Consider the following 16,300-nt stretch of genomic DNA (forward strand, 5'->3'; position numbering starts at 1 on the left):
ATTCAGCGGCCATGACCTATACCAGCTCTACCGTTACCGTGCCCGATGTCGCGGCTGTCCCGCGCCACGTCGCGATCATCATGGACGGCAATGGCCGATGGGCGACGGAGCGGCGCTTGCCGCGCGTCGCCGGTCATACGCGCGGCGTCGATGCGGTCCGCGCGACCGTCGAAAGCTGCGCGCGTCGCGGTGTCGAATTCGTCACGCTCTTTGCCTTCAGTTCCGAAAACTGGCGCCGTCCGACCGACGAAGTGTCCTTCCTGATGCGCCTGTTCGTGACCGCGCTCGAGCGCGAGATCGGCAAGCTGCACGCGAACGGCATCCGCCTGCGCGTCGTCGGCGACACCGCCATGTTCGACGACAAGATCCGCGCGCTCATTCAGCGCGCCGAAACCAAGACGGCCCGCAATACCCGCCTCACACTGACCATCGCCGCCAATTACGGCGGACGCTGGGACATCATGCAGGCGACGAAAAAGCTGATCGCGCAATCGCTCGAGACGGGCACGCCCGCCCGCGTGGACGACGAATCGTTCGCCGAGCATCTCGCGATGGCCTACGCGCCGGAGCCGGATCTCTTCATCCGCACGGGCGGCGAGCAGCGCATCAGCAATTTCCTGCTGTGGCAGCTCGCGTACACCGAGTTCTATTTCACCGATACCTACTGGCCCGATTTCGACGCCGACGCGCTCGATCGCGCGATCGCGTCCTACGGTGACCGTGAGCGCCGCTTCGGGCGCACGAGCGCGCAGCTCGCTTCCCAATCGCAGAAGGCCGATACCCTTTCATGCTAAGAACCCGTGTCATCACGGCAATCGTCCTGCTCGCTGTTCTGGTGCCGATCACGCTGTTCGCGCCGATCGGCGCGTTCGGGGCACTGATCGGGTTCGTCGTCGTGTTCGCGGCGTGGGAATGGGGGCGTCTGCTCAAGCTGAACGGGGCGGGGCCGGTGGCTTACGCGCTCGTCGCGGGGCTCGCGCTCATTCTCAGCACGTTTCTGGGCATCAAATCCACGCCGCTATACCAGATGGCCGGGATCTTCTGGGTGCTCGCCGGTCCTTACGCCTTGCTGCGCAAGCCCGCGCTGGCTGCCCACGCGTGGCGCGCGTTCCTGCTTTTCGCGGGTATCGTCGTGTTTCTTGCCTGCTGGCACGCGGTCGTCGACGCGCGCACGCGGGGCGTCGCGTTCGTGCTATCGCTTCTGCTAGTAGTCTGGCTGGCTGATATAGGCGCATACTTCGCCGGAAAAGCGCTGGGCCGCCACAAACTCGCCCCGTCGATCAGCCCGGGCAAGACTTGGGAGGGCGCCATCGGCGGGTGGCTCGCCGTCATCGTCGTCGGCACGCTCGCCGCCGCCACCGGCTTTTATGCGCCTACCGTGTTCACGGCCTTTGTCGGGCATCTCGGCTGGGATCGCTCCTTCGTCGCACTATCCGTGCTGGTCGCGTTCAGCGTGGTCGGCGATCTCTTCGAGTCATTGCTGAAGCGCCAGGCGGGCGTCAAGGATTCGAGCGGTCTTCTGCCGGGTCACGGCGGCGTCCTCGACCGCATCGACGCACTGTTGCCTGTATTGCCGATTGCATTGCTCATGCTTGGCTAATCGGCTAGAGAAGAATTTATGCAAAAACGTCTCACATTGCTCGGCTCCACGGGCTCGATCGGCGACAGCACGCTCGACGTCGTGGCGCGGCATCCGGACCGCTTCTCGGTCTACGCGCTCAGCGCCCATCGCAACGGCGACAAGCTTGTCGCCCAATGCCTGAAGTTCCAGCCCGAAGTCGCGGTCGTCGGCGACGCCGATACGGCCGCGCGAGTCGCGGCTGCGTTGCGCGCCCAAGGTTGCAAGACCGAAGTGACGCACGGCCCGGACGCGCTGGTCGAAGTCGCCCGCGCCGCGCAGTGCGATACGGTGGTGGCCGCCATCGTCGGCGCGGCGGGCCTCGCGCCCACGCTGGCCGCGGCGCGCGCCGGCAAGCGCATCCTGCTCGCGAACAAGGAAGCGCTCGTGATGTCCGGCCAGATCTTCATGGACGCGGTGCGCGACAACGGCGCTATCCTGCTGCCGGTCGACAGCGAGCACAACGCCGTGTTCCAGTGCCTGCCGCCTTGCGCGGACAAGGAGGCGAAGCTGCACGGCGGCGTGTCGAAGATCATCCTGACGGCATCCGGCGGCCCGTTCCGCACGCGCGAGCCCGCGACGCTCGTCAACGTCACGCCCGAAGAGGCGGTGAAGCACCCGAACTGGGCGATGGGCCGCAAGATCTCCGTCGATTCCGCGACGATGATGAACAAGGGCCTCGAAGTCATCGAGGCGCACTGGCTCTTCGATCTGCCCGGCTCGCGCATCGAGGTGCTGATCCATCCGCAGAGCGTGATCCATTCGATGGTTTCCTACGCCGACGGCTCGGTGCTCGCACAACTCGGCAATCCCGACATGCGCACGCCGATCGCCCACGCACTGGCGTATCCTGATCGTGTCGATTCGGGTGTCGCGCCGCTCGATCTCGCGCAGATCGCCTCGCTCACGTTCGAAAAACCCGATTTCGCGCGCTTCCCGTGCCTCGCGCTGGCCATCCAGGCGCTCGAAGCGGGCGGCATCGCGAGTGCCGCGCTGAATGCGGCGAACGAAATCGCGGTGGAAGCGTTCCTCGAGCGCCGCATCGGCTTCATGGCGATCGGCGGTGTGGTGGAGCGCGTGCTGTCCGCGTTGCCGAACACGAGCGCCGCCTCGCTCGACGACGTCCTCGCCGCCGACGCGAACGCGCGCCGTCTCGCCTCCCGTTTCGTCGCAGAGCTCACCGCGAGCGCGCCAGGCGCCGAACCCATCGCCCATTGAGGCCGTCATGAACTTTCTGACCGAAATCGTCGCCTTCGTCGTTGCGATTGGCGTGCTCGTCGTCGTCCACGAATTCGGTCACTACAGCGTCGCGCGGCTGTGTGGCGTGAAAGTGCTGCGCTTCTCGGTCGGCTTCGGCAAGCCGCTCGTGCGGTGGGTGAGCAAGAAGACCGGCGTCGAATGGACCATCGCCGCGCTGCCGCTCGGCGGCTACGTGAAGATGCTCGACGAGCGCGAGATCGACCCCGAGAGCGGCACGAAGATTCCGCCCGAGGAATTGCCGCGCGCGTTCAATCGCCAGAGCGTCGGCAAGCGCATCGCGATCGTCGCGGCGGGGCCGATCGCGAACTTCCTGCTCGCGATCGCGCTTTTTTCCGCGGTGTTCGCGGGTGGCGTGACCGAGCCCGCGGCAATCGTCTCACAGCCCGCCCCCGACACGGCGGCCGCGCGCGCGGGCTTCGAGGGCGGCGAGGCCATTCTGTCGATGCGCGACGCGCAAGGCGGCGAGACGCAGCCGATCCGCTCCTGGTCCGACTTGCGCTGGAAGCTGCTCGACGCATCGTTCGATCACCGCCGGATCGTGCTGACCGCGAAGACGCACGAAGGCACCTTCGATTTCCCGGTGAGCGTCGCCGGCATCACCGACGCGGACGCCGACCAGGACTTCATGGACAAGCTCGGCTTCGCGCCGGGCGGCGGCACGCTGACGGTCGCGGGCGTCGAGGCGGGCAGCGCCGCGCAGAAGAGCGGGCTTACGGCAGGCGACACGCTGCGCGCGATCGACGGCCGTTCCGTCGACAACGCGACGAGCTTCATCGACTACGTGAAGGCGCACGGCGGCAAGCCCGTGACGCTCGTGATCGAGCGTGGCGCGGGCGACGGCGCCAAGCGCGAGTCCGTACAGATCGTGCCGGACCTGAAGCGCGATGCGTCGACGGGCAAGGAAGTCGGCCGTATCGGCGCCGCGCTCGCGAATCAGCTGCCGACCGTGGACGTGCGTTACGGGCCGCTCGAAAGCCTGCGTCTCGGCGTGAACCGCACGTGGGACATCAGCGTCTATTCGCTGCGCATGTTCGGGCGGATGATCGTCGGCGAGGCGTCGCTCAAGAATCTCTCGGGGCCGGTCACGATCGCGGACTACGCGGGCAAGAGCGCAAGGCTCGGCGTGACGGCCTTCGTGTCGTTTCTCGCGCTCGTCAGCATCAGCCTCGGAGTGTTGAACTTGTTACCGATTCCGGTATTGGACGGTGGGCATCTGTTATATTATTTGGTTGAGGCTGTTACCGGCAAGGCTGTATCCGATCGCTGGCAGCTGGTTCTGCAAAGGGCGGGCCTGGTCTGCATCGTCGCGCTGTCGATGATCGCCCTATTCAACGACCTCGCTCGCCTGATTCGTTTTTGATCCACTTTCACAATTTCTGGCGGCGTCTTTCGAGCGACCGCCGGAACGAATGCAGCTTTAAATACTGGGGAAGCACGTTGTTCAAACCTCATCGCTTTGTTCCTAAGACGGCTGTGGCCGCGGCATTTGCCGCAACGGGTATGGCGGCGCACGCCACCACGCCGTTCGTCGTGCAGGATATTCGGATCGACGGTCTCCAACGCATCGAACCGGGCTCCGTGTTCGCTTATCTGCCGATCAAGCAAGGCGACACCTTCACCGACGACAAGGCCTCCGAAGCGATTCGCGCACTCTACGCGACGGGCTTCTTCAACGACGTTCAGATTGCCACCGAAGGCAACGTGGTGGTCGTCCAGGTGCAGGAGCGCCCGGCCATCTCCGCCATCGATTTCGCGGGTCTGCACGAGTTCGACAAGGAAAACCTCACGAAGGCGCTGCGCTCGGTCGGTCTGTCGCAAGGCCGCTCGTACGACAAGGCGCTCGTCGACAAGGCGGAGCAGGAGCTCAAGCGCCAGTACCTCACGCGCGGCTACTACGCGGCGGAGGTGACCACCACCGTGACGCCGGTCGACCGCAATCGCGTCGCCATCCTGTTCTCGGTGGCCGAAGGCCCGAGCGCGAAGATTCGCCAGATCAACTTCGTCGGCAACAAGGCTGTGAGCTCGGGCACGCTGCTCGGCGAAATGCAGCTGTCCACGCCGAACTGGTTCTCGTGGTACACGAAGAGCGATCTCTACGCGAAGGAAAAGCTGACGGGCGACCTCGAGAACGTGCGCTCGTACTACCTGAACCGCGGCTACCTCGAGTTCAGCATCGATTCCACGCAGGTGTCGATTTCGCCGGACAAGAAGGACATGTATCTGACGATCGCCGTGCATGAAGGCGAGCCGTACAAGATCAGCAGCATCAAGCTGTCGGGCAATCTGCTCGACCGCGAGGCCGAGCTCAACAAGCTCATCAAGATCAAACCGGGCGAGCGTTTCTCGGCCGAGAAGCTGCAATCGACGACCAAGGCGATCGTCGACAAGCTCGGCGAATACGGCTATGCGTTCGCGCAGGTCAACGCGCAGCCGGAAATCGATCAGGCGAACCACACCGTGGCGCTCACGCTGCAGGTCGACCCGAGCCGCCGCGTGTATGTCCGGCGTGTGAATATCGTCGGCAATACGCGCACGCGCGACGAAGTGGTGCGCCGTGAAATGCGCCAGCTGGAAAGCTCGTGGTTCGATTCGAGCCGCCTCGGGCTCTCGAAGGACCGTATCAACCGTCTCGGCTACTTCACCGACGTCGACGTCACCACGACGCCCGTCGAAGGCACGAACGACCAGGTCGATGTCGACGTCAAGGTGGCGGAAAAGCCGACCGGCGCCATCACGCTCGGCGCGGGCTTCTCGTCGACGGACAAGGTGGTGCTCTCCGCGGGTGTGTCGCAGGACAACGTGTTCGGCTCGGGCACGAGTCTCGCGGTCAACATCAACACCGCGAAGACGTACCGCACGCTGACCGTGACGCAGGTCGATCCGTACTTCACAATCGACGGCATCAAGCGCATCACGGACGCGTACTACCGCACGTATCAGCCGCTGTACTACTCGACCGATTCGAGCTTCAAGATCATCACGATGGGTGCGGACACCAAGTTCGGCATCCCGTTCTCCGAGCAGGACACGGTGTTCTTCGGCGTCGGCGCCGAACAGAACACCATGGACGTGGACAGCAACACGCCGCAGTCCTACATCAACTACGTGAACGAGTTCGGCCGCGTAGTGAACAACTATCCGCTGACGGTGGGCTGGTCGCGCGACAATCGCGACAGCGCGCTCGTGCCGAGCCGCGGCTACTACATTCAGTCGAACGCGGAATACGGCACACCGCTCGGCAACACGACGTACGCCAAGTTCGACGCGCAGTTCCAGTATTACTACTCGTTCGCGCGGGGCTTCGTGCTCGGCTTCAACCTGCAGGGTGGCTACGGCAAGGGCCTGCAAGGTCAGACGTACCCGATCTTCAAGAACTACTACGCCGGTGGTATCGGTTCGGTACGCGGCTACTCGCCGAGCTCGCTGGGTCCGCGCGACGCGAAGACGGGCGACCCGATCGGCGGTTCGCGCATGGCGGTCGGCAATATCGAGCTGACGTTCCCGCTGCCGGGCACGGGCTACGACCGCACGCTGCGCGTCTTCACCTTCCTCGATGCCGGTAACGTCTGGGGCGATCCGAACCAGGGCGGCACGAGCGGCGGCGCGAACGGCTTGCGCTACGGCTACGGTGTGGGTCTTGCGTGGATCTCGCCGATCGGCCCGCTCAAGCTGAGCCTTGGCTTCCCGCTGCAGAAGCACGATGGCGACCAGTACCAGAAGTTCCAGTTCCAGATCGGTACGGCGTTCTAAGCGGCCCGCCGATGAACGCGAACTTCATTCATTCAGACGTAACGTGAGGAACACTTTGGGAACCGGTAAGCATTCGAAACATATGGCGCTGGCGCTTGCGTTGTCGATGGTTCTCGGCCTGGGCACGGCGATGACCGCCAGTGCTCAGGAGGCGCGCATCGCGGCGGTCAATTCGGACCGCATCCTGCGCGAATCGTCCGCGGCGAAAGCCGCGCAGTCGAAGCTCGAGCAGGAATTTTCCAAGCGCGACAAGGCGCTGCAGGACATGGCACAGCGGCTGAAGGCCATGTCGGACAACATCGACAAGAACGGTTCCTCGATGTCACCGACCGACCGCGCGGCACGCCAGCGCGATCTCTCGCAACTCGACGCGGACTTCCAGCGCAAGCAGCGCGAGTTCCGCGAGGACCTGAACCAGCGCCGCAACGAGGAGCTCGCGGCGGTGCTGGACCGGGCCAACAAGGTCATCAAGCAGATTGCCGAGCAGCAGCACTATGACCTCATCGTGCAGGAAGCGGTGTACGTGAGCCCGCGCATCGACATCACGGACCAGGTGCTGAAGGCGCTGGCCGCCGGTGCGACCGGCACCGGCTCGAGCTCGAACTGACGAGGACTGAAACGAGATGGCATCAGGCATGGCGATCACGCTCGACGAACTGGTGAAGCGCTTCGGCGGCGAGGTGGTCGGCGATGGCGCGCACGCAGTCGGGAGTCTCGCGCCCCTCGACAAGGCCGGCCCAGCGCAACTCGCGTTTCTCGCGAACCAGAAGTATTTGCCGCAGGTGGAAACGACGCGCGCGGGCGCGGTGCTGATTTCGCCCGCCGATCTCGAGAAGCTGACGAATCGCGCGGGCAGTAATTTCATCGTCACGCCGAACCCCTACGCTTATTTCGCGCGCGTGGCGCAGGCGTTCATCGACCTTGCCACGCCCAAGGCCACGCCGGGGGTGCATCCCACCGCTTATATCGATCCTGCAGCGAAGGTCGCGGCGAGTGCCGTGGTCGGGCCGCACGTGACGGTGGAGGCGGGCGCGGTCGTCGGTGAGCGCGTGAAGCTCGATGCGGGCGTGGTCGTCGGGCGCGGCGTGAAGCTCGGCGACGACGTGCATCTGTATCCCAACGTCACCGTCTATCACGGCTGCAAGCTCGGCGCGCGCGTGATCGTGCACGCGGGCTCGGTGATAGGCGCGGACGGCTTCGGCTTCGCGCCGGACTTCGTGGGCGAGGGCGATGCGCGCACCGGAAGCTGGGTGAAGATTCCACAGGTCGGCGCGGTCGATATTGCCGACGATGTGGAAATCGGCGCGAACACCACGATCGACCGCGGCGCGATGGCGGACACCGTCATCGAGGAATGCGTGAAGATCGACAACCTCGTGCAGATCGGCCATAACTGCCGCATCGGCGCGTACACGGTGATCGCCGGCTGCGCGGGCATCGCGGGCAGCACGAATATCGGCAAGCATTGCATGATCGGCGGGGCGGTGGGCATCGCGGGCCACGTGACGCTCGCGGATTACGTGATCGTCACGGCGCAGTCGGGCGTTTCGAAGTCACTGCTGAAGCCCGGCATGTACACGAGCGCGTTTCCAGCCGTGCCGCACGCGGACTGGAACAAGAGCGCGGCGATCATGCGCAATCTCGACAAGATGCGCGAGCGTATCAAGGCGCTGGAAACGGCGCTCGCCGACGCGGGCAAGCGCGCCGATCAAAGCGGCGGCGCATGAGCGCCGCGCCTCGTCGGACGAAGAACAGAACCACAAGCAAGAGCGGGCCGCGTCGCACCGCCTGAGCGACCCAGCAATCCCGGGCGGGCGTCCGGTACGGCCCGCCATCCTATATCCGCGCCCGACGCGCGCGTGAGCAGAACGACCATGAGCACAGAAAAAATCAATCTCGACATCCACAAGATCCTCACGCTGCTGCCGCATCGCTATCCGATCCTGCTCGTGGACCGCGTGCTCGAACTCGAGCCGCACAAGAGCATCAAAGCGTTGAAGAACGTGACGATCAACGAGCCGTATTTCCAGGGCCACTTCCCGACGCGGCCGGTCATGCCGGGCGTGCTGATCCTCGAAGCGCTCGCACAGACGGCGGCGCTCTTGACCTTCGCGGAAGAGCCGCACGATCCGACCAACACGCTCTACTACTTCGTCGGCATCGACGGCGCGCGCTTCAAGCGCGTGGTGGAGCCGGGCGATCAACTGATTCTCAACGTCAACTTCGAGCGGTACATGCGGGGCATCTGGAAGTTCAAGGCGCGCGCCGAAGTGGATGGCGTGACCGCCGCCGAAGCCGAGCTCATGTGTACCGTGAAGAACACGGACGCCTAAGCGCACTTGCGTGCACCCGCGTTCACCGCAACAAGCAGCACGAACAGTACAGGCGAAAATCGCATGAGCAAGATTCACCCCACCGCGATCATCGAGCCGGGCGCTCAACTCGACGAGTCCGTCGAAATCGGACCGTACGCGATCGTCGGTTCGCACGTCGTGATCGGCGCGGGCACGACCGTCGGTTCGCACAGCGTGATCGAAGGGCACACGACGATCGGCCGCGACAACCGCATCGGCCACTACGCGTCGGTCGGCGGCCGTCCGCAGGACATGAAGTACAAGGGCGAACCGACCCGCCTCGAAATCGGCGACCGCAATACCATCCGCGAATTCACGACGCTGCATACCGGCACGGCGCAGGATCAGGGCCTCACGTCCATCGGCAGCGACTGCTGGATCATGGCGTACGTGCACGTCGGTCATGATTGCCGCCTCGGCGACAACGTCATCATGTCGAGCAACGCGCAACTGGCTGGGCACGTGATCGTCGGCGACTACGCGATCATCGGCGGGATGTCGGGCGTGCATCAGTTCGTGCGCATCGGCGCGCATTCCATGTTGGGCGGCGCCTCCGCGCTCGTGCAGGACGTGCCGCCCTTCGTCATCGCAGCGGGCAACAAGGCGGAGCCGCATGGCATCAACGTCGAAGGCCTGCGCCGGCGCGGCTTCACCGCCGAGGCGATTTCGGCCCTGCGCACGGCTTATCGCATCGTCTACAAGAGCGGCCTGTCGCTCGAAGAGGCAAAGGCGCAGTTGAAGGAACTGAGCACGGCAGGCGGCGAGGGCGACGAGCCCGTCAAGGCATTCTCCGACTTCATCGCGGCGTCGCAGCGCGGCATCATCCGCTAGACACGCTGCCCGATGACCCTGATCACCAACCCGCCACGCATCGCGATGGTCGCGGGCGAGCCTTCCGGCGACCTGCTCGCGGCCTCGCTGCTCAAGGGCCTCAGGCAGACGCTGCCGGAAGGCACGCGTTATAGCGGTATCGGCGGCCCGCGCATGATGGCCGAAGGCTTCGAGGCGCACTGGCCGATGGACAAGCTGACCGTGCGCGGCTATGTCGAAGCGCTGAAGCACATCCCCGAGATTCTTGGCATCCGCAACGAGATCAAGCGGCAACTGCTTGCGGAGCCGCCTTCGGTGTTCATCGGCGTGGACGCGCCCGATTTCAATTTCGGCCTCGAGCAGCCGCTGCGCGAAGCGGGCATTCCGACGGTGCATTTCGTGTGCCCGTCGATCTGGGCGTGGCGCGGCGGCCGCATCAAGAAGATCGTGAAAGCGGTCGATCACATGCTGTGCGTGTTTCCGTTCGAGACCGCGCTGCTGGAGCGGTCGGGCGTGGCGGCGAGCTATGTCGGTCATCCGCTGGCGGACGAGATTCCGCTCGAGCCCGACGTGACGGGCGCGCGCCGCGAGCTCGGCATCGCGGAGGGCGGCCCGGTGATCGCCGTGCTGCCGGGCAGCCGGCGCTCGGAAATCTCGCTGATCGGCCCGACCTTCTTCGACGCGATGGAGCTGATGCAGCTTCGCGAGCCGGGCGTGCGCTTTTTGATGCCGGCTGCGAACCCCGCGCTGCGCGAATTGCTGCAGCCGCTCGTGGAGGCGCATCCGCACCTGTCGCTGACGATCACCGACGGCCGCGCGCAAACCGCGATGACCGCCGCCGACGCGATTCTCGTGAAAAGCGGCACCGTGACGCTCGAAGCGGCGCTCCTCAAGAAGCCGATGGTCATCTCTTACAAGGTGCCCTGGCTGACGGGTCAGATCATGCAGCGGCAGGGCTACCTGCCGTATGTGGGCTTGCCGAACATTCTGGCGGGCCGCTTCGTCGTGCCGGAAATCCTCCAGCACTTCGCGACGCCCGAGGCGCTCGCCGACGCGACGCTGAAACAGTTGAACGACGACGCCAACCGCCGTACCCTGACGGAAATCTTCACCGAAATGCACATCGCGCTGCGGCAGAACACGTCGCAAAAGGCGGCGGAAGCCGTGGCGCGGGTGCTCGACACGCGGAGACCGCGATAATGGCGGCGATACGATCGGCTCAGGCAGGCCTCGATTTCAGCTCACCGTTCGACATCATCTGCGGCGTGGATGAAGCCGGGCGCGGGCCCCTGGCCGGTCCGGTCGTTGCGGCGGCCGTGATTTTCGATCCCGCCAAGCCGCGCATCAACGGCCTCGACGATTCCAAGGCGCTGACCGCCAAAAGGCGCGAAGAGCTCTACGAGAAGATCGTCGACCGGGCGCTCGCGTATTGCATCGCGTCGGCGAGCGTCGAGGAAATCGACACCATCAACATCCTGCACGCGAGCATGCTCGCGATGAAGCGCGCGGTCGAAGGGCTTTCCGTTGCGCCGACGCTCGTGAAGGTCGACGGCAACCGCTGCCCGGTGCTCTCGATCCGCGCGGAAGCGGTGATCGGCGGCGATGCGCTCATCAAGCAGATCTCGGCGGCATCGATTCTCGCGAAGGTTACGCGCGACCGCATGCTCGTGGAACTGCACGAAATTTATCCGATGTACGGCTTCGACGCGCACTCGGGTTACGGCACGCCTCAGCATTTGAAGGCGCTGCGCGAGCATGGCCCTTGCGAGCATCATCGGCGTTCGTTCGCGCCGGTGCGCGAGGCGCATGCGCTCGTCTTCGGATCGGTGTTGCCCGAAATCGCGCCCGAGGTGCTTCAAACGTCTGCGGCACTCGACGACGATTCCGACGCGCTCGCCTTCTGAGCCTGCCGAGGCGCAATCAATTCAACGTGAAATCCATCACTTCGCGGGACAACCCGCTCTACAAGCGCATCAAGGCGCTTGCTGGCTCGACGGCGCAGCAGCGTCGCAGCGGCCACGCGCTGCTCGAAGGCCTGCATCTCGCGTCCGCTTATCTCGATGCGGCGGGACAGCCCGAGACCTGTGTCGTCACCGAAGGCGCGCTCACGCATGAAGAAGCACGAGAAATCGTCGCGCGCATCGAGGAGAAGCGCGTCGTCGTGCTGCCCGATGCGCTCTTCGGCCAGCTTTCCAGCGTCGTGCATGGCGTGGGCATGCTGTTGCTCGTCGAAAAGATCGAGGCGGCGCTGCCCGCGCGCGTCACCGAAACCTGCGTGATCCTTGATGGCATTCAGGACGCGGGCAACGTCGGCTCGATTCTTCGCAGCGCGGCGGCGGCGGGCATCGCGCGCGTGTTCTGCGCGCCGGGGACGGCGTACGCGTGGTCATCGAAGGTGCTGCGCTCGGGCATGGGCGCGCATTTCCTGCTGGATATTTTCGAGGACGTCGAGCCCGCCGGTCTGATCGCGCGGCTGGATGCGCCCGTGACCATCACGGATTCGCACGGCGCGGTCGCGCTCTACGATTGCGATTTGTCGGGCGCGCTGGCGTGGGTGTTCGGGAACGAGGGCGCGGGCGTGTCGCAGATCTGGCGCGATGCGGTGACGCATCGCGTGACAATCCCACAGCCGGGCGGCATGGAATCGCTCAACGTGGCGGCCGCGGCGGCGATCTGTCTTTTCGAGCAGTGCCGCCAGCAGCGCTGACCAGGGCCGTCAGTAGTAGGAAGGCCGTTCCGGCTTGATTTCCTGAAGGATCGTCGTGGCGATTTCCTCGATCGACTTGTGCGTCGAGGAAAGCCACTTGATGCCCTCGCGCTTCATCATCATTTCAGCTTCGTTGATCTCGTAGCGGCAGTTTTCGAGCGCCGCGTACTTGCTGCCCGGACGGCGCTCGTTGCGGATCTCGGCGAGCCGCTGCGGATCGATCGACAAACCGAACATCTTCGTCCGATGCTCGAGCAACGGAGTAGGCAGCTTGCCGCGCTCGAAGTCCTCGGGAATCAGCGGATAGTTGGCCGCCTTCACGCCGTACTGCATCGCGAGATAGAGGCTCGTCGGCGTCTTGCCGCTGCGCGATACGCCCACGAGGATCACATCGGCTTCGGCGAGATTGCGGTTCGACTGGCCGTCATCGTGCGCGAGCGAGAAGTTGATCGCCTCGATGCGGTTCTTGTATTCCTCGGTGTCGGCGTTCTGGTGCACGCGGCCCATCGCGTGCGTCGACTTCATTTCCAGTTCGTGCTCGAGCGGCTCGATGAAGGTCTGGAACATGTCGAGCACGAGCGCGTTGCAGCCCTTGACGACCTCGTTCGATGCACTGTCGACGAGCGTGGTGAAGACGATCGGCCGGCGGCCATCGAGCGCGACGGCCTCGTTGATCTTCTCGACCGTCGCATAGGCCTTGTCGATCGAATCGACGAAGGGCACGCGCACGAGCCGGAATTTTTGATCGAACTGGGCCATGATCGAATGCGCGAAGGTTTCGGCAGTGATCCCAGTACCGTCGGAGACGATGAATACGGAAGGCGGCATCGCGAAAAAACCAAATGGGGAACGAGTTGGGGCGGGCGCGCTCAAACGCTGACACGCGGATGACGCCGAAGGCGGCGCCCGCACGGCGAAGCAGAGCGCCTGTGTTACATTGGTCGCCTGCGGTGGTCACTGGCTAACCAGACGGCGTCAAAGACCTCGATTTTGCCGTGGAATTACTGACTCTGCCGAAACAAAATTGAGAATCGGCACGGTAGAATAGCGGCAACCTGTTCGATAAGCAATTGCGGACAAATTGATTCGGATTTTCGTCAAATCGCGATCGTTTCGTCGGTTTTGGCAGCAAAAACCCACGGTTTCGAGTAGATTTCCGACGTTCCCGCTTCTTTTTGCAACGCGCTCCGGCTCCGGAGGCGCGCTCCCCGAAGGTTTATCAAACAGGTTGTGCGAGATGCGCTGGTGCTTCCAATGAGCGCCTGCGCATATGAGCCCACTCGTGCGATCGTGAATTCCATCCACCTTAGGGGCTTGTATGACTAACGCAGTCAATGTTGCGAACGATGTCGCAAAGGATCAGGCGTATGTAGTTCCATTCGAGCAGTTGCGAATGACCGACGTGGAAATCGTCGGTGGCAAGAATGCGTCGCTCGGCGAAATGATCAGCCAGCTTTCCGAAGCTGGCGTTCGTGTGCCGACGGGCTTCGCCACGACCGCGCTCGCATTCCGCGACTTCCTGCAGCATAACGACCTGACCGACCGCATCGCCAAACGTCTCGAGACGCTCGACGTCGACGACGTGAAGGCGCTCGCCGAATGCGGTAAGGAAATCCGCCAGTGGATCGTCGACGCACCGCTTCAGCCGCGCCTCGAAGACGAAATCCGCCGCGGGTTCGACATTCTCCAGAACAGCTCGCCCGAAGAGCTTTCGTTCGCCGTGCGCTCGTCCGCGACCGCCGAGGACTTGCCCGACGCATCGTTCGCGGGCCAGCAGGAAAGCTATCTGAACGTGGTCGGCATCGAGGATGTGCTCGATCGCATGAAGCACGTGTTCGCGTCGCTGTATAACGACCGCGCCATTTCTTATCGCGTCCACAAGGGCTTCACGCATGCTGAAGTCGCGTTGTCGGCGGGCGTGCAGCGCATGGTGCGTTCGGACGTCGGCGCGGCCGGCGTGATGTTCACCATCGACACCGAATCGGGCTTCAAGGAAACCGTGTTCATCACGTCGAGCTACGGCCTCGGTGAGACGGTCGTGCAGGGCGCGGTGAATCCGGACGAGTTCCACGTTTTCAAGACCACGCTCGAGCAGGGCAAGTACCCGATCATCCGCCGCTCGATCGGCTCGAAGCTCATCAAGATGGAATTCACGAAGCCGGGCGAGCCGGGCCGCGTGAAGACCGTCGACGTGCCGCACGAGCAGCGCAACCGCTTCTCGATCACCGATGAAGACGTGATCGAGCTCGCGAAGTACGCGGTGATCATCGAGAAGCACTATCAGCGTCCGATGGACATCGAGTGGGGCAAGGACGGCCGCGACGGCAAGATCTTCATCCTCCAGGCGCGCCCGGAAACGGTGAAGAGCCAGGCGTCCGGCAAGGCCGAGATGCGCTTCAAGCTGAAGGGCCAGTCGAACGTGCTGGCCACGGGCCGCGCGATCGGCCAGAAGATCGGCGCGGGCCCCGTGCGCGTGATTCACGATCCGTCGGAAATGGAGCGCGTGCAGCCGGGCGACGTGCTCGTCGCCGACATGACCGACCCGAACTGGGAGCCGGTGATGAAGCGCGCTTCCGCCATCGTGACGAATCGCGGCGGCCGTACGTGCCACGCGGCGATCATCGCGCGTGAACTGGGCGTGCCGGCGGTCGTCGGCTGCGGCGACGCGACGGATATCCTGAAGGACGGCGCGCTCGTCACCGTATCGTGCGCGGAAGGCGACGAAGGCAAGATCTACGACGGCCTGCTCGAAACCGAAGTGACGGAAGTGCAGCGCGGCGAACTGCCGAAGATTCCGGTCAAGATCATGATGAACGTCGGCAATCCGCAACTCGCGTTCGACTTCGCGCAGTTGCCGAACGCGGGCGTGGGTCTCGCTCGACTCGAGTTCATCATCAACAACAACATCGGCGTGCATCCGAAGGCGATTCTGGAGTACCCGAACATCGATGCTGACCTGAAGAAGGCGGTCGAGAGCGTCGCGCGCGGTCATGCATCGCCGCGTGCGTTCTACGTCGACAAGCTGACGGAAGGCATCGCCACGATCGCGGCGGCGTTCTATCCGAAGCCCGTCATCGTGCGTCTGTCGGACTTCAAGTCGAACGAGTACAAGAAGCTGATCGGCGGTTCGCGCTACGAGCCGGACGAAGAAAACCCGATGCTCGGTTTCCGCGGCGCGTCGCGTTACATCGCGGAAGACTTCGCCGAGGCGTTCCATATGGAATGCATCGCGCTGAAGAAGGTGCGCGAGGAAATGGGTCTGGACAACGTGCAGATCATGGTGCCGTTCGTGCGCACGCTGAAGCAGGCGGATCGCGTGGTCGAACTGCTCAAGAAGTTCGGTCTCGAGCGCGGCAAGAACGACCTGAAGCTCGTGATGATGTGCGAGGTGCCGTCCAACGCGATTCTCGCCGAGCAGTTCCTGGAGCGCTTCGACGGCTTCTCGATCGGCTCGAACGACTTGACCCAGCTGACGCTCGGCCTCGACCGCGACTCCGGCATGGAATTGCTTGCCGCGGACTTCGACGAGCGCGACGAAGCGGTGCAGTTCATGCTCAAGCGCGCGATCGAAACGTGTCTCAGGCTGAACAAGTATGTCGGCATTTGCGGTCAGGGCCCGTCGGATCATCCGGACCTCGCCGAGTGGCTGGCGAAGCAGGGCATCGAGTCGATGTCGCTGAATCCGGACACGATCATCGACACGTGGCAGCAACTGGCGAAGACCTTGTCAAAATAAGTTGATGACGCACCTTTCCACTTGCTTTCGGATTGGTGCAGCGTGCTATAAAAACACCCCGGACT

General features: G+C 64.0%; 14 protein-coding genes. 13 read left to right on the forward strand and 1 reads right to left on the reverse strand.

The window, feature by feature from the left end; translation table 11 throughout:
* Positions 1–11: 11 nt before the first annotated feature.
* The 12 genes from uppS (at position 12) to AC1Z32_RS19970 (ending at position 12,499) form a co-directional block, all read left to right on the forward strand.
* Positions 12–794 (forward strand): polyprenyl diphosphate synthase, encoded by a 783-nt coding sequence (gene uppS / locus AC1Z32_RS19915; protein WP_483480213.1) that lies wholly within the window; start codon positions 12–14, stop codon positions 792–794.
* The gene (locus AC1Z32_RS19920) at positions 788–1,600 is read left to right on the forward strand and encodes a phosphatidate cytidylyltransferase (protein WP_483480214.1); all 813 of its coding nucleotides are present in this window, start codon (positions 788–790) and stop codon (positions 1,598–1,600) included. Before uppS ends, AC1Z32_RS19920 begins: the two co-directional genes overlap by 7 nt.
* Positions 1,601–1,618: 18 nt before the next feature.
* Positions 1,619–2,836 (forward strand): 1-deoxy-D-xylulose-5-phosphate reductoisomerase, encoded by a 1,218-nt coding sequence (locus AC1Z32_RS19925; protein WP_483480215.1) that lies wholly within the window; start codon positions 1,619–1,621, stop codon positions 2,834–2,836.
* A 7-nt stretch (positions 2,837–2,843) separates the two neighbouring features.
* A complete protein-coding gene (rseP, locus tag AC1Z32_RS19930; RefSeq protein WP_483480216.1) occupies positions 2,844–4,238 on the forward strand; it encodes an RIP metalloprotease RseP in 1,395 nt (464 codons plus the stop codon).
* A gap of 77 nt (positions 4,239–4,315) precedes the next feature.
* A complete protein-coding gene (bamA, locus tag AC1Z32_RS19935) occupies positions 4,316–6,628 on the forward strand; it encodes an outer membrane protein assembly factor BamA (RefSeq protein ID WP_483480217.1) in 2,313 nt (770 codons plus the stop codon).
* Positions 6,629–6,710: 82 nt separating this feature from the next.
* A complete protein-coding gene (locus AC1Z32_RS19940; protein ID WP_483481690.1) occupies positions 6,711–7,235 on the forward strand; it encodes an OmpH/Skp family outer membrane protein in 525 nt (174 codons plus the stop codon).
* Between the two features lie 28 nt (positions 7,236–7,263).
* Positions 7,264–8,355, forward strand: coding sequence for a UDP-3-O-(3-hydroxymyristoyl)glucosamine N-acyltransferase (lpxD, locus tag AC1Z32_RS19945; protein WP_483481691.1), 1,092 nt, complete (start codon positions 7,264–7,266; stop codon positions 8,353–8,355).
* 147 nt (positions 8,356–8,502) lie between these two features.
* A complete protein-coding gene (fabZ, locus tag AC1Z32_RS19950) occupies positions 8,503–8,961 on the forward strand; it encodes a 3-hydroxyacyl-ACP dehydratase FabZ (protein ID WP_483480218.1) in 459 nt (152 codons plus the stop codon).
* 63 nt (positions 8,962–9,024) lie between these two features.
* Positions 9,025–9,813, forward strand: a complete 789-nt coding sequence (lpxA, locus tag AC1Z32_RS19955) for an acyl-ACP--UDP-N-acetylglucosamine O-acyltransferase (protein WP_483480219.1) — start codon at positions 9,025–9,027, stop codon at positions 9,811–9,813.
* A gap of 12 nt (positions 9,814–9,825) precedes the next feature.
* Positions 9,826–10,992, forward strand: a complete 1,167-nt coding sequence (gene lpxB / locus AC1Z32_RS19960) for a lipid-A-disaccharide synthase (protein ID WP_483480220.1) — start codon at positions 9,826–9,828, stop codon at positions 10,990–10,992.
* Positions 10,992–11,696: a ribonuclease HII gene (gene rnhB / locus AC1Z32_RS19965; protein WP_483480221.1), complete on the forward strand. Its 705-nt coding sequence runs from the start codon at positions 10,992–10,994 to the stop codon at positions 11,694–11,696. Before lpxB ends, rnhB begins: the two co-directional genes overlap by 1 nt.
* A gap of 26 nt (positions 11,697–11,722) precedes the next feature.
* A complete protein-coding gene (locus AC1Z32_RS19970; RefSeq protein WP_483480222.1) occupies positions 11,723–12,499 on the forward strand; it encodes a TrmH family RNA methyltransferase in 777 nt (258 codons plus the stop codon).
* Between the two features lie 9 nt (positions 12,500–12,508).
* Here AC1Z32_RS19970 and ppsR read toward each other — a convergent pair whose 3' ends face one another.
* Complete coding sequence (gene ppsR / locus AC1Z32_RS19975) at positions 12,509–13,327, reverse strand: posphoenolpyruvate synthetase regulatory kinase/phosphorylase PpsR (RefSeq protein ID WP_483480223.1); 819 nt, start codon at positions 13,325–13,327, stop codon at positions 12,509–12,511.
* Positions 13,328–13,817: 490 nt separating this feature from the next.
* On the opposite strand from ppsR, the gene ppsA reads away from it, so the two are divergent.
* The gene (gene ppsA, locus AC1Z32_RS19980) at positions 13,818–16,235 is read left to right on the forward strand and encodes a phosphoenolpyruvate synthase (protein WP_483480224.1); all 2,418 of its coding nucleotides are present in this window, start codon (positions 13,818–13,820) and stop codon (positions 16,233–16,235) included.
* Positions 16,236–16,300 lie beyond the last annotated feature (65 nt).

This window comes from Caballeronia sp. 11_S32, from assembly GCF_056930355.1.